Below are 12,241 nucleotides of genomic sequence, written 5' to 3'. Positions count from 1 at the left end.
AGATTCGATCATGTATTTACGGCGGGGGATCCACGTGCAAGGCCGAGGGGAAACGTGCAGGTGCGACCAGACCAAGGAGTCGCGACACCCAAGGGGGGCTTAGCGCCATGAGCCAGGATTCCACCGCCGTCGTCACAACAGACGCCGGCCGGAAGCTCGCGGGGCGTCGCCGCAGGGAGATCGTCGCGGTGCTGCTCTTCAGCGGCGGACCGATCTTCGAGAGCTCCATTCCACTTTCCGTGTTCGGCATTGACCGGCAGGACGCGGGAGTTCCACGCTATCGATTGCTCGTGTGCGCCGGTGAGGACGGTCCGCTCAGGACCACCGGCGGGCTCGAACTGACCGCGCCGTACGGGTTGGAGGCGATCGCCCGGGCAGGAACGGTCGTCGTTCCCGCCTGGCGCTCCATCACTTCACCGCCGCCGCCGGAGGCGCTCGACGCACTGCGTCTGGCGCACGAGGAGGGGGCCCGGATCGTCGGACTGTGCACGGGAGCCTTCGTGCTCGCCGCCGCCGGTCTGCTGGACGGCCGGCCCGCGACGACGCACTGGATGTACGCGCCGACGCTGGCCAAGCGGTACCCGTCCGTCCATGTCGATCCGCGCGAACTGTTCGTCGACGACGGCGACGTGCTCACGTCCGCCGGCACGGCGGCCGGAATCGATCTGTGCCTGCACATCGTGCGCACGGACCACGGCAGCGAGGCGGCCGGGGCCCTGGCCCGCAGGCTCGTCGTGCCGCCGCGCCGCACGGGTGGCCAGGAACGCTATCTCGACCGGTCGCTGCCGGAGGAGATCGGCGCCGACCCGCTGGCCGAGGTCGTCGCCTGGGCACTGGAACACCTCCACGAGCAGTTCGACGTGGAGACGCTGGCCGCCCGCGCCTATATGAGCAGGCGCACCTTCGACCGGCGGTTCCGCTCGCTCACCGGCAGCGCTCCGCTCCAGTGGCTGATCACCCAGCGGGTGCTCCAGGCACAGCGGCTGCTGGAGACCTCCGACTACTCGGTCGACGAGGTCGCCGGGCGCTGCGGGTTCCGCTCGCCGGTCGCCCTGCGGGGGCACTTCCGGCGGCAGCTGGGGTCCTCCCCGGCCGCCTACCGCTCCGCCTACCGGGCACGCCGGCCGCAGGCCGACGTGGCACAGGTGGCCGAGATCAACGCGGGTCCGGTTCCGCACCAGCGCACTCCGCAGCCCCACCGGGCGGCGGCGGCCCTGGCCGCGTCGGGTCCCACGGTGACGGAGCTGTACGCCCCGGGCCGGGTCATGCGGGAACACGCCTGACCGCGAGCTGAGTACGACGCACGAAGGTCCTCCATCGGCCACCGCCGATGGAGGACCTTCCGCATATGCGGTCCGCGCCCCGGGCGACCGCATAAGGTGGGACACATGAACGATCGCATGGTGTGGATCGACTGCGAGATGACCGGGCTCTCGTTGACGGACGACGCACTTATCGAGGTGGCCGCACTGGTCACCGACTCGGAGCTCAACGTGCTCGGCGAAGGCGTGGACATCGTGATCCGTCCGCCGGACGCCGCGCTGGAGACCATGCCCGACGTGGTGCGCGAGATGCACACCGCCTCCGGCCTGCTCGACGAGCTGGCCGCCGGGACCACCCTCGCGGACGCCGAGGCGCAGGTCCTGGCCTACGTGCGGGAGCACGTGAAGGAACCCCGCAAGGCGCCGCTCTGCGGAAACTCGGTCGGCACCGACCGCGGCTTCCTGCTGCGCGACATGGCCGCGCTGGAGAGCTATCTGCACTACCGGATCGTGGACGTGTCCTCGGTCAAGGAGCTGGCGCGCCGCTGGTACCCGCGGGCGTACTTCAACAGCCCGCCGAAGAACGGCAACCACCGGGCGCTGGCGGACATCAAGGACTCCATCACCGAGCTGCGCTACTACCGGGAGGCGGTCTTCGTACCGCAGCCCGGGCCCGACTCGGACACGGCCCGCAGCATCGCCGCCAAGCACGCCGTGCCGGGCGCATAGCTCCGGCGGGGCGCCTCCGGAGGGGGGCGCCGGGAAAGGAGGGAGCGAGCACCCTCCCGGACCCTGTACCCTTTTCTTCGGCCGGTCGGTTTTCCGACCGGACATGGTGGGTGTAGCTCAGTTGGTAGAGCACCTGGTTGTGGTCCAGGTGGCCGCGGGTTCAAGTCCCGTCACTCACCCTGCGGGAAGGCCCCGGTTCGCGGAAGCGGACCGGGGCCTTCTGCATGACCAGGGGCTTCTGCATGACCGGGGCCGTCAGGACGACTCCCGGACCACCAGTCGGTTCGGCAGCACGGCGGCCGCCTCGCCCGGCTCCCCCGCGATCCTCCCCAGCAGCATCCGCGTCATGGTCCGGCCCATCTCCTCGATCGGCTGCCGGACGCTGGTCAGCGGCGGGTCCATGTGCCGGGCCACCACCGAGTCGTCGAAGCCGACCAGCGCCACGTCCCGCGGGATACGGCGGCCGGCCGCGCGCAGCTCCCGCCGGGCGCCCGCCGCCATGACGTCCGAGGCGGCGAAGACCGCGTCGAGCCCGGGGTGGCGCTCCAGCAGGGCGCGCATGGCCCGCCGGCCGCCCTCCTCGGTGAAGTCGCCGACCGCGATCAGCAGCTCGTCCACGGGATGTCCGGCGGCGGCCAGGGCCTGCCGGTAGCCGTCGAGGCGGCACTGGGCCCCGTACACGTCCAGCGGGCCGGTGATCGTGGCGATCGTACGGCGGCCCCGGTCGAGGAGGTGGCGTACGGCCTCGGCCGCGCCCGCCAGGTTGTCGGAGTCCACGCAGGGCAGGGTCTCGGCGGCGGAACGGCGGCCGCTGATCACCGTCGGGATGCCGAGCTCGGCCAGCAGCTCCGGCAGCGGGTCCCCGGCGTGGACGGAGACGAGCAGCACCCCGTCGACGCGGTGCCCGGACAGGTACTGGGCGAGCCGGCGGCGCTCGCGGTCGCTGCCCGCCAGGGTGAGGACGAGCTGCACCTCGGTGTCGGCGAGCTCGGCGCCTACCCCGCGGACCACTTCGGAGAAGTAGGGCTCGGCGAAGAAGCGGGCCTCGGGCTCGGGGATCACGAGGGCTATGGCGTCGGTGCGGTTGGCCGCGAGGGCGCGCGCGGCGCGGTTCGGTACGTACCCCAGTTCGGCCACGGCCGCCTCGACGGCGACCCTGGTGTGCTCGCTGACCTTGGAGGATCCGTTGATCACCCGGGAGGCCGTGCCGCGCCCGACTCCGGCGCGCGCCGCGACCTCCTCCAGGGTCGGTCGTCCCCCACTGCGCCCGTGCCCGTTCATGACTTCCTCCCGGTTGTGAATCTACCTCTTGACGGCTGTGGGAGCGCTCCCACACTGTGTCACACGACACCCGGCACGTTTCGTCCTTCTGGGAGGAAGCCACATGCGCGTCCGAGCCCGAGCCCGAGTCCGAAGAACCCTCCTCACGAGCGTCGCCGCGGCCGGAACCGCGGCCCTGCTGCTCGCGGGGTGCGCGCAGGACCCCGACGAGAGCCCCGACCAGGGCTCCCCCGCCACCGGCAAGTCCGGCGGCGGGGCACAGACCACCCTCACCGTCGGCGTCTTCGGGGCCTTCGGACTCCAGGAGGCCGGACTCTACGACGACTACATGGCGCAGAATCCCGGGATCCGCATCGAGCAGACCTCCATCGAGCGGAACGAGAACTACTACCCCCAGCTCCTCACCCACCTGGGCACGGGCAGCGGGCTCGCCGACATCCAGGCCGTCGAGGTCAACAACATCGCCGAGATCACCGCCACCCAGGCCGACAAGCTGGTGGACCTGGCCAAGGCCCCTGGCGTGGACAAGGCCACGTACCTGCCCTGGAAGTGGGCCCAGGGCACGGCGCCCGCGGCCAAGGGCGGGGCCACGGTCGGCCTCGGCACGGACATCGGCCCGCAGGGCATCTGCTACCGCAAGGACCTCTTCGAGGCGGCCGGGCTGCCCACCGACCGGACGGCGGTCGGGGCGCTGTGGGCGGGCGACTGGAACAAGTACCTGGAGGCGGGCCGGACGTACAAGGCGAAGGCCGGCGAGGGGAAGGCCTTCGTCGACTCGGCCTCGGGTGTGATGGCGGCGGTGACCGGGAGCAGCGCCCAGCGCTTCTACGACGACCAGGGCAAGGTCGTCTACAAGACCAACCCGGCGGTGCGCGGCGCCTTCGACCTGGCGGCGTCCTTCGCCACCGACGGGCTGAGCGCCAAGCTGCAGCAGTTCACCCCGGCCTGGGACCAGGGCTTCTCCAACGGCTCCTTCGCCACGGTCTCCTGCCCGGCCTGGATGCTCGGCTACATCCAGGACAAGGCGGGCCCGGCGGGCAAGGACAAGTGGGACGTGGCGCAGGCGCCGAAGCCCAGCAACTGGGGCGGGTCCTTCCTGGTGGTGCCGAAGGCGGGCAAGCACGCCGAGGAGGCGGCGAAGCTGGCGGCCTGGCTGACGGCCCCGGCCCAGCAGGCGAAGCTCTTCGAGAAGCGGGGCAGTTTCCCGAGCGCGAGCGCCGCGTACAAGCTGCCGGCGGTGTCGGGCGCGCAGCACGCCTACTTCGGCGGCGCCCCGATCGGCGAGATCTTCTCGAAGGCGGCCGAGGGCGTACCGGTGACGGTGGTCGGCCCGAAGGACCTGGTGATCGCGCAGAACCTGGCGGACATCGGGATGCTCCAGGTCGACCAGAAGGGCCGCAGCCCGCAGGAGGGCTGGGAGGCCGCGGTGAAGGCGATCGACAACGCCCTGGACCAGTGAGGTACCCGTGACGGACGAGACGGCTGTGCTGTCCCCCTCCACCGTCGGCCCGGAGCGGCCGGCGGCGGAGGGGGGCGGCCGGAGCCGGCCGGGCGGACGGGCCCAGGTGTGGCGCTCGCGCCGCTACCGCTGGGACCTGCGCTTCAGCCCGTACGCCTTCGTGGCGCCCTTCTTCCTCTTCTTCGCCGCCTTCGGGCTGTTCCCGCTGCTCTACACGGGCTGGGCGGCGCTGCACCAGGTGGAGCTGACCGATCCCGACAGCATGACCTGGGTGGGGCTACGGAACTTCACCCGGCTGTGGGACGACGAGTTCTTCTGGAACGCGCTGCGCAACACGGTGACGATCGGGCTGCTGTCCACGGTGCCGCAGCTGGCGATCGCCCTGGGCCTGGCCCACCTCCTCAACTACCGGCTGCGGGGCTCGGCGTTCTTCCGCGTCGCGGTGCTCACCCCGTACGCGACCTCCGTGGCGGCGGCCACCCTCGTCTTCGTCCTGCTCTTCGGCCGGGACTACGGGATGGTCAACTGGGCGCTGTCGGCGGTCGGTTTCGACGCGGTCGACTGGCAGAACGGCACCTTCGCCTCCCAGCTCGCCGTCTCCACCATCGTGATCTGGCGCTGGACCGGCTACAACGCGCTGATCTACCTGGCGGCCATGCAGGCCGTACCGGGCGAGCTGTACGAGTCCGCCGCGCTGGACGGAGCCTCGCGCTTCCAGCAGTTCCTGCACGTCACGGTGCCCTCGCTGCGGCCGACGATCTTCTTCACCTGTGTGGTGTCGACGATCGGGGCGACCCAGCTGTTCGGCGAGCCGCTGCTGTTCAACGGCGGTGCGGCCGCGACGGGCGGCTCGGACCACCAGTTCCAGACGCTCGGGCTGTACCTGTACGAGCAGGGCTGGGTGAACCTGCACCTCGGGCGGGCCTCGGCGATCGCGTGGGCGATGTTCCTGATCCTGCTGCTGATCGCCGGGGCGGCGCGGCTGCTGCGCGGCCGGAAGGAGGGCTCCCGATGAGGTCACTGCGCGCGGGCCGGCTCACGTACGTGGTGCTCGCCCTGTTCACGGCCGGCTCGCTCTTCCCGCTCGTGTGGACGGCGATCGCGGCGTCCCGGAGCAGTACGCGCCTGGCCCAGACCCCGCCGCCGTTCTGGTTCGGCGGGAACCTGGGGCGCAACCTCCAGGTCGCGTGGACCGACGCCAACATGGGCACGGCCCTGCTGAACACGGTGATCGTGGCGGGCACGGTCGCCGCGGGCACCGTGTTCTTCTCCACGCTCGCCGGCTTCGCCTTCGCCAAACTCCGCTTCCGCGGCAGCCGGCCGCTGCTGGCGCTGGTGATCGGGACGATGCTGATCCCGCCGCAGCTGAGCGTGGTGCCGCTCTACATGCTGATCGCGAAGCTGTCGTGGACCGACCGGCTCCAGGCGGTGATCCTGCCGACCCTGGTGGGTGCCTTCGGGGTGTTCTTCATGCGCCAGTACCTGGTGCACGCGCTGCCGATGGAGCTGGTGGAGGCGGCGCGCACGGACGGGGCGAGTTCGCTGCGGGTCCTGTGGCACGTGGTGTTCCCCGCCGCCCGGCCCGCGATGGCGGTGCTGGGGATGCTGACCTTCGTCATGGCCTGGAACGACTTCTTCTGGCCGATCGTCGCGCTGACCCAGAACGGCAGCCCGACGGTGCAGGTGGCCCTGACCGGGCTGGGCCGGGGCTACATCCCCGACCAGTCGGTGATCATGGCGGGCGCGCTGCTGGGCACGCTCCCGCTGCTGCTGGTGTTCCTCGTCTTCGGCCGGCAGATCGTCGGCGGCATCATGCAAGGAGCGGTGAAGGGATGACCCAACTCCCGACGAACACGAACACGAACGCGGGCGCGGACCCGGCCACGAACACGGACCCGGACACCGGGGCGCGGGAACTGCGGTTCCCCGACGGGTTCCTGTGGGGTACGGCCACGGCGGCCTTCCAGATCGAGGGCGCCGCGACCCTGCGCGGACCGTCCATCTGGGACACCTTCTGCCGTACGCCGGGCAAGGTGCACGGCGGTGACACGGGCGACGTGGCCGTCGACCACCACCGGCTGTGGCGGGAGGACGTCCGGCTGATGGCCTCGCTCGGGCTCGGCGCCTACCGGTTCTCGGTGTCCTGGCCGCGGGTCCTCGCCGGCGGCATCGGCTTCTACGACGCCCTGGTCGACGAGCTGCTCTCGTACGGGATCCGGCCCTGCGTGACCCTTTACCACTGGGACCTGCCGCAGGAGCTGGAGAGCGCGGGCGGCTGGCCCGAGCGGGAGACGGCCTACGCCTTCGCCCGGTACGCCGAGCAGGTCACGGCGGCGCTCGCCGACCGGGTGGATCTCTGGACCACCCTCAACGAGCCCTGGTGCAGCGCCTTCCTCGGCTACGCCTCGGGGGTCCACGCTCCCGGCCGCACCTCCCCCGCCGACTCGCTGCGCGCCGCCCACCACCTCAACCTGGCCCACGGACTGGCCGCCGCGGCCCTGCCGGCCCGGGCCAGGGCCGGGATCGCGCTCAACCCCAGCGCGGTACGGCCGCTGACCGGCTCGGCGGCCGACCTGGACGCGGCCCGCCGGATCGACGCCCTGGCCAACCGGGTCTTCACCGGCCCGCTGCTGCACGGGGCCTACCCGCAGGACCTGCTCGCGGACACCGCCGCGGTGACCGACTGGTCCTTCGTCCGCCACGGCGACGAGGCGCTGATCCACCAGCCGCTGGACTTCCTCGGGGTGAACTACTACACCCCGGCGCTGGTCTCGGCCGCCCCCGACGGAAACGGCCCGCGCGCCGACGGGCACGGGGCGGCGGCGCACTCCCCCTGGCCCGCCGCGGAGTCGGTCGCCTTCCACCAACCCCCGGGCAAGCGCACCGACATGGGCTGGTCGGTCGACCCCACCGGCCTGTACGACCTGCTGATGCGCTTCACCCGCGAGGCGCCCGGGCTCCCGCTGCTGGTCACCGAGAACGGCGCGGCGTACGCCCCCGAGCTGCACGACCCGCAGCGCATCGGCTACCTGGAGGCCCATCTCTCGTCCGTCCACCGCGCCCTGGCGGACGGCGCCCCGGTGGAGGGCTATTTCCTCTGGTCGCTGATGGACAACTTCGAGTGGTCCTACGGGTACAGCAAGCGCTTCGGCATCGTGCAGGTCGACTACGAGACGCAGGCCCGCACCCCCCGATCCAGCGCCCACTGGTACGCCCGCCTGGCCCGGAAGGGGAGCTTCCTCACCTACGGGGACGAGGCGTTCTAGACATTCCCTAGCGGAAGGCCGGGGCCGAGCGGGCCGCCCAGTCCGCGAACGGGCGGGGCGCCCGGCCGAGGATCTGCCGTACGGCGGGGCTCGGCTCCCGTTCGGCGGGCAGGGGTTCCCCGAGGATCCCGAGGGTGCCCTCCACGACCGGCTCGGGCATGAAGGCCAGCATCTGGGCGCGGGCCTCCTCCCGGGTCTGCTCGACGAAACGGACGGGCTCGCCCAGAGCCGCGCCGATCGCCTCGGCCCGCTGCCTCGGGGTGACCGGGGCGGGCCCGGTGAGCTCGTAGGTGCGGCCCGCGTGCCCCGGCTCGCGCAGGACCGCGGCCGCGACCTCGGCGATGTCCGCCGGGTCGACGGTCGGGAGTCCGACGTCGCCGAAGGGCGCGGCGGCCGTGCGCCGCGTACGGATGGTCCCGGCCCAGGCGAAGGCGTTGGAGTTGAGGCCGCCGGAGCGCAGGACCGTCCACTCCAGGCCGCTGCGGCGGACGGCGTCCTCGAACCGCGCGGGGTGGGCGTACACCTCGGGGCGGGTTCCGGCGCCCTGGGACGAGAGCAGGACGACCCGGCGGATCCCGGCGGCCGCGGCCCGGTCCAGGATGCCCTGCGGGTCCTCGCCGGCGACGAGCAGGAACAGCGCGTCGGCCCCGTCGAACGCGGGGCCGAGGCCCTGCGGCTCGGCGAGGTCGCCCTGGTGGTGGCGGACCCCTTCGGGCATGTGCGCCGGCCGTCGGGAGACGGCGGTCACGCGCTCGCCGCGGCCCGCGAGGATCCGTACGAGTTCCTGCCCCACGTTCCCGGTCGCACCTGTCACTACGATCACGACGATCCCCCTTATGAGTTAGTCGACTGACTTAGTCGCTGACCTGGTGAGGACCATAGCCCCTTCCCGATCACTCGTCTAGAGTCAGTCAGGTGACTGACTCAAGGAAGGTCCGGCGGACGTCCGGCAAGCGGGAGCGGCTGGCGGCCGCCGCGGCGCAGGTCCTCCACGCACAGGGCGTCGCCCAGACCACGCTCGCGGACATCGCCCAGGCGGCCGAGGTCCCGGTGGGCAACGTCTACTACTACTTCAAGACCAAGGACGAGCTCGTCGGAGCCGCGATCGACGCGCACGCCCAGACCCTCCGGGGCCTGATCGCCGCCCTCGACGAACTCCCCACCCCTGAGGAGCGGTTGAAGGCGCTGGTGTCCGGCTGGGTCCGGCAGCGCGAGCTCACCGCCCGGTACGGCTGCCCCACCGGCACCCTCGCCTCGGAACTCGACAAGCGCGCCGACGGCCTGGACCGCTCGGTCGCGGAGGTCATGCGGGTCCTGCTCGACTGGGCCGAGCGGCAGTTCGCGGAGATGGGCCGGGCCGACGCCCGCGAACTCGCCGTCGCCCTGATCGCCGCCTACCAGGGCATCTCCCTGCTCACCAACACCTTCCGCGACCCGGACCTCATGACCGCCGAGGCACGGCGCCTGGAACGCTGGATCGACTCCCTCGCCTGAGGGCCCTGCCACCGGAGATGACGATGCACACAGGTGACGGACGGACCCGCACCACACCCCCGCGCCCCCTGGACGTGGAGTCCCTCTTCCCGGGTCTGGCCGCCCACCGCCGTACCGCGACCCGGCTGCACCCGCGCCCGGGCAGGCCCGGGCCGCACGACAGCCACGTGGGAGGGCCGCTGCTGTGGCCCGCCGACGAGCCGTGGCCGGTGTGCGAGAGCCCGCACCGGCGCGCCCCGGAAGCAGGACCGCCGCCGCTGCTCGCCCTGGCCCAGCTCCACGCCCGGGACGTCCCGGACCTGCCGGCCGGCCCGGACGGCTGCGATCTGCTCCAGGTGTTCTGGTGCCCCTTCGACGCCCACGGACCCACCGGCTCGGGCATGTACACGCACCTGCGGTGGCGCCGGGCGGCGGAGGTCCGCGTGGTGGCGGCGGAGCAGCCTGCGCCGGCCGCCGTCGGCTTCTCCGGGTACGTGCCCGAACCGTGCGTGCTGCATCCGGAGCGGGTCACCGAGTACCCGTACATCGAGCTGCTCACCGGGGAGCTGGGCGCGGCGGTCGAGGAGTGGGAGGACGCCCAGGAGGAGGCCGCCTACGAGGCCGGGGAGGCGGCGGAGGAGGGCGGCGAGGAGGGCGACGGGGAGGCCTGGCCGCCGACCTACCAGAGCGACCTGTCCCTCGCCCCGGGCTGGAAGGCCGGCGGGCACCCCGCCTGGAACCTCACCGGGCCCGGGACCATGGACTGCGACGCCTGCGCGTACCCGATGGAGCTGCTGCTGACCGTCGCGACGAACGAATGGCATACGGACACCAGGAGCTGGATCCCGCTGGAGGACGGGCCGCAGCACCCGACCGGGGTGGTCGTCGCCAACCACGGCAAGCTCAACGTCTTCGCCTGCCCCCGGGACCCGTCCCACCCGCACGGCTTCAGCGTCCAGTAGCGGTCAGGAGCAGGTCAGGGGCAGGTCAGGGGCAGGTCAGGGGCAGGTCAGGGCGAGGTCGCCATCGCCGCCAGGCCCCTCGCCAGCTCCTCGGCGTTCATCACCGGAGCGACGTCGATCTCGGCGTTGAACTGCAGGAACAGGTCCTCCATCAGCGGCGGCATCTGCGCGCTGTCCTGCAGGTCGAAGACGATCCAACAGGAGCGCACGCCCTCGTGCAGGCCGAAGTAGGCCGCCTCCGGCTTCACCTTCTCCAGCAGCGTCTTCATCGCCTGGGGCAGCGAGCCGGTCTTGATGCCCTCGTTGGTGGCGGCCGTGTCCATGTGCGCCCTGAGCATGACTCTCATGCGTGGCTCCTTCCGTCACGGCCACCTTCCGCGCGGGCCGGGGGCGCGACAACATTTGCGCCCCCGTCCGGGGAAGGGCGGGAAAAACCCCCTAAGCCCCCTGGATGTGGAAGTTGAAGTCGGCGTGGCCGAGCGCGCCCATCAGGCGGAGCCAGACGGGCAGCAGCATCTCGGTACCCCGGGCCGTCTCGATGCCCCCGAGGTCGAGGACGCCGGCTTCCGGCCACCCGAAGGCGTGGAGCAGTTCGCGTACGAACTTCTTGGCGTCCGCGTCCTCGCCGGACAGGAAGACGTGGTGCTCGCCGGCGACCCGCGCCGGGTCCACCATGATCTGGCAGTTCATCGTGTTCAGCGTCTTGACCACCCGCAGCCGCGGGAAGGTGCGCTGGATCAGCTCGGCCAGGCTGTCGTCGTTGACGGGGTCCAGGACCGGCGGGAAGCCCCCCGAGAAGTCCAGCGGGTTCGCGATGTCGATGAGGATCTTGCCGTCGAGGTGGGCGGCGTCCGCCTCCGTCAGGGCGGCGATACTGGCCTGCCCGCCGGTGGCGTTGACCAGCGTCTCGCCGTCCCGCGCCGCCTGAGCGAACGTGGCCAGCCCGACGGCGGGGTGGGCCTCCTGCCACTGCGCGTACTCGGAGCGGCCCAGGGTTGCTTCCGGTTCCCGGGTGCCGATGACCACCTGGTGGCCCAGGCCGTCGAGCCGGGCGGCCACCGTACGGCCGACGATCCCGGTGCCGAGGACTGCGTAGCGCATTGCGGAGATCCATTCGTCGAACGGAGGCCGGGCCGCCCCGGCCCCTCCCGGGACCGGTCAGCCCAAGATCCCGACATCGTAGAAGAACCGGTAGCGGTTCGGGCCGTCCGGCAGGAACCAGTGGAAGCCCTCCTCCAGGAAGACCGCCAGCAGGTTCACGGCGATCACCATGCCCAGGAACCACAGCGCGCACATGCCCGCCGTGCGCAGCGGACCCGGACGGACCGCCGGGACGGCGCGGTCGGCCGTCATGTGGGCGAAGGCCAGGACGACGCCGATGGCGACCACCGAGAGCTGGAAGAGGATCCACGCCCAGTGGTACAGGTGCAGGCCGAGCACCTCGCCGCCCTCCTTGTTCCCCGGCAGGACGTACAGCATGGTCTGCCGCCAGGACGTGAAGGAGCCCCCGATCGCCGCGACCAGGGACAGCCCCCAGCCCGTCATGTAGGCGCGCCCCGTCACGGTGCCGGTGAGCAGCGCCGAGCGGATGATGTACGCCGCTCCCAGGGCGGCCAGCACCATGAACATCCGCTGCGCGAGGCACAGCGGGCACGGGATGTCCCCCCGGCCGAACTGGTGGTACAGGCCGGCGCAGACGACGGCCGACCAGCCGAGGGCGAAGAAGCAGGCGAACCAGTACTGGACCCGGCTCAGCAGGCCGTTCTCCGGCGGGGCGTCCGGCACGAGGCTGTGCATCGTCGCGGCCAC

13 protein-coding genes and 1 tRNA gene are annotated in these 12,241 nt (G+C 72.0%); 9 read left to right on the top strand and 5 right to left on the bottom strand.

The window, feature by feature from the left end; translation table 11 throughout:
- Window positions 1-107 precede the first annotated feature (107 nt).
- The 3 genes from KO717_RS23290 to KO717_RS23280 all read left to right on the top strand — a co-directional run bounded on the left by KO717_RS23290 (window position 108) and on the right by KO717_RS23280 (window position 2,170).
- Window positions 108-1,283 (top strand): helix-turn-helix domain-containing protein, encoded by a 1,176-nt coding sequence (locus KO717_RS23290; RefSeq protein ID WP_301370950.1) that lies wholly within the window; start codon window positions 108-110, stop codon window positions 1,281-1,283.
- Window positions 1,284-1,388: 105 nt separating this feature from the next.
- Window positions 1,389-1,991 (top strand): oligoribonuclease, encoded by a 603-nt coding sequence (orn, locus tag KO717_RS23285; protein WP_301370949.1) that lies wholly within the window; start codon window positions 1,389-1,391, stop codon window positions 1,989-1,991.
- Window positions 1,992-2,097: 106 nt separating this feature from the next.
- Window positions 2,098-2,170: transfer RNA gene (locus KO717_RS23280), tRNA-His, on the top strand.
- Between the two features lie 76 nt (window positions 2,171-2,246).
- On the opposite strand, the gene KO717_RS23275 is transcribed toward KO717_RS23280, so the two are convergent.
- The gene (locus KO717_RS23275) at window positions 2,247-3,272 is read right to left on the bottom strand and encodes a LacI family DNA-binding transcriptional regulator (protein ID WP_301370948.1); all 1,026 of its coding nucleotides are present in this window, start codon (window positions 3,270-3,272) and stop codon (window positions 2,247-2,249) included.
- A 103-nt stretch (window positions 3,273-3,375) separates the two neighbouring features.
- Between KO717_RS23275 and KO717_RS23270 the strand changes: the two genes are divergently transcribed.
- The 4 genes from KO717_RS23270 to KO717_RS23255 are packed head-to-tail and all read left to right on the top strand — an operon-like array spanning window position 3,376 to window position 7,997.
- On the top strand, window positions 3,376-4,731 hold the full coding sequence (locus KO717_RS23270; protein WP_301370946.1) for an ABC transporter substrate-binding protein: 1,356 nt from the start codon (window positions 3,376-3,378) through the stop codon (window positions 4,729-4,731).
- Window positions 4,732-4,738: 7 nt separating this feature from the next.
- Window positions 4,739-5,746, top strand: a complete 1,008-nt coding sequence (locus tag KO717_RS23265) for a carbohydrate ABC transporter permease (RefSeq protein WP_437184560.1) — start codon at window positions 4,739-4,741, stop codon at window positions 5,744-5,746.
- On the top strand, window positions 5,743-6,567 hold the full coding sequence (locus KO717_RS23260) for a carbohydrate ABC transporter permease (protein WP_301370944.1): 825 nt from the start codon (window positions 5,743-5,745) through the stop codon (window positions 6,565-6,567). The genes KO717_RS23265 and KO717_RS23260 overlap by 4 nt, the downstream gene beginning before the upstream one ends.
- Window positions 6,564-7,997: a GH1 family beta-glucosidase gene (locus tag KO717_RS23255; RefSeq protein WP_301370942.1), complete on the top strand. Its 1,434-nt coding sequence runs from the start codon at window positions 6,564-6,566 to the stop codon at window positions 7,995-7,997. Before KO717_RS23260 ends, KO717_RS23255 begins: the two co-directional genes overlap by 4 nt.
- Window positions 7,998-8,004: 7 nt before the next feature.
- Here KO717_RS23255 and KO717_RS23250 read toward each other — a convergent pair whose 3' ends face one another.
- Entirely contained in the window at window positions 8,005-8,820 is an 816-nt protein-coding gene (locus KO717_RS23250) for an SDR family oxidoreductase (RefSeq protein ID WP_301370940.1), read from the bottom strand.
- A gap of 92 nt (window positions 8,821-8,912) precedes the next feature.
- Here KO717_RS23250 and KO717_RS23245 point away from each other — a divergent pair, with 92 nt between their 5' ends.
- Together KO717_RS23245 and KO717_RS23240 are read left to right on the top strand one after the other, a co-directional pair.
- The gene (locus tag KO717_RS23245) at window positions 8,913-9,491 is read left to right on the top strand and encodes a TetR/AcrR family transcriptional regulator (RefSeq protein WP_301370939.1); all 579 of its coding nucleotides are present in this window, start codon (window positions 8,913-8,915) and stop codon (window positions 9,489-9,491) included.
- Between the two features lie 23 nt (window positions 9,492-9,514).
- On the top strand, window positions 9,515-10,432 hold the full coding sequence (locus KO717_RS23240; protein WP_301370937.1) for a hypothetical protein: 918 nt from the start codon (window positions 9,515-9,517) through the stop codon (window positions 10,430-10,432).
- A gap of 47 nt (window positions 10,433-10,479) precedes the next feature.
- Here the strand turns inward: KO717_RS23240 and KO717_RS23235 are convergent, their stop codons facing one another.
- The 3 genes from KO717_RS23235 to KO717_RS23225 all read right to left on the bottom strand — a co-directional run bounded on the left by KO717_RS23235 (window position 10,480) and on the right by KO717_RS23225 (window position 12,241).
- Entirely contained in the window at window positions 10,480-10,779 is a 300-nt protein-coding gene (locus tag KO717_RS23235; protein ID WP_301370936.1) for a hypothetical protein, read from the bottom strand.
- 91 nt (window positions 10,780-10,870) lie between these two features.
- Window positions 10,871-11,533 carry an NADPH-dependent F420 reductase gene (locus KO717_RS23230; protein ID WP_301370934.1) on the bottom strand — a complete coding sequence of 221 codons (663 nt, stop codon included), beginning with the start codon at window positions 11,531-11,533 and terminating at the stop codon, window positions 10,871-10,873.
- A gap of 57 nt (window positions 11,534-11,590) precedes the next feature.
- Window positions 11,591-12,241, bottom strand: coding sequence for a disulfide bond formation protein B (locus KO717_RS23225; RefSeq protein ID WP_301370933.1), 651 nt, complete (start codon window positions 12,239-12,241; stop codon window positions 11,591-11,593).

This window comes from Streptomyces xanthophaeus, assembly GCF_030440515.1.
In the GTDB taxonomy this organism is placed as follows: Bacteria; Actinomycetota; Actinomycetes; order Streptomycetales; family Streptomycetaceae; genus Streptomyces; species Streptomyces kutzneri.
Note: the sequence above shows the minus strand (reverse complement) of the source record. Positions and strands in the feature narration are given on the sequence as shown.

Bases quoted from the DNA above. Each gene is read 5' to 3' on its own strand.
- KO717_RS23290 (WP_301370950.1), top strand. From the start codon at position 108: ATGAGCCAGGATTCCACCGCCGTCGTCACAACAGACGCCGGCCGGAAG.
- orn (WP_301370949.1), top strand. From the start codon at position 1,389: ATGAACGATCGCATGGTGTGGATCGACTGCGAGATGACCGGGCTCTCG.
- KO717_RS23275 (WP_301370948.1), bottom strand. From the start codon at position 3,272: ATGAACGGGCACGGGCGCAGTGGGGGACGACCGACCCTGGAGGAGGTC.
- KO717_RS23270 (WP_301370946.1), top strand. From the start codon at position 3,376: ATGCGCGTCCGAGCCCGAGCCCGAGTCCGAAGAACCCTCCTCACGAGC.
- KO717_RS23260 (WP_301370944.1), top strand. From the start codon at position 5,743: ATGAGGTCACTGCGCGCGGGCCGGCTCACGTACGTGGTGCTCGCCCTG.
- KO717_RS23255 (WP_301370942.1), top strand. From the start codon at position 6,564: ATGACCCAACTCCCGACGAACACGAACACGAACGCGGGCGCGGACCCG.
- KO717_RS23240 (WP_301370937.1), top strand. From the start codon at position 9,515: ATGCACACAGGTGACGGACGGACCCGCACCACACCCCCGCGCCCCCTG.
- KO717_RS23235 (WP_301370936.1), bottom strand. From the start codon at position 10,779: ATGAGAGTCATGCTCAGGGCGCACATGGACACGGCCGCCACCAACGAG.
- KO717_RS23230 (WP_301370934.1), bottom strand. From the start codon at position 11,533: ATGCGCTACGCAGTCCTCGGCACCGGGATCGTCGGCCGTACGGTGGCC.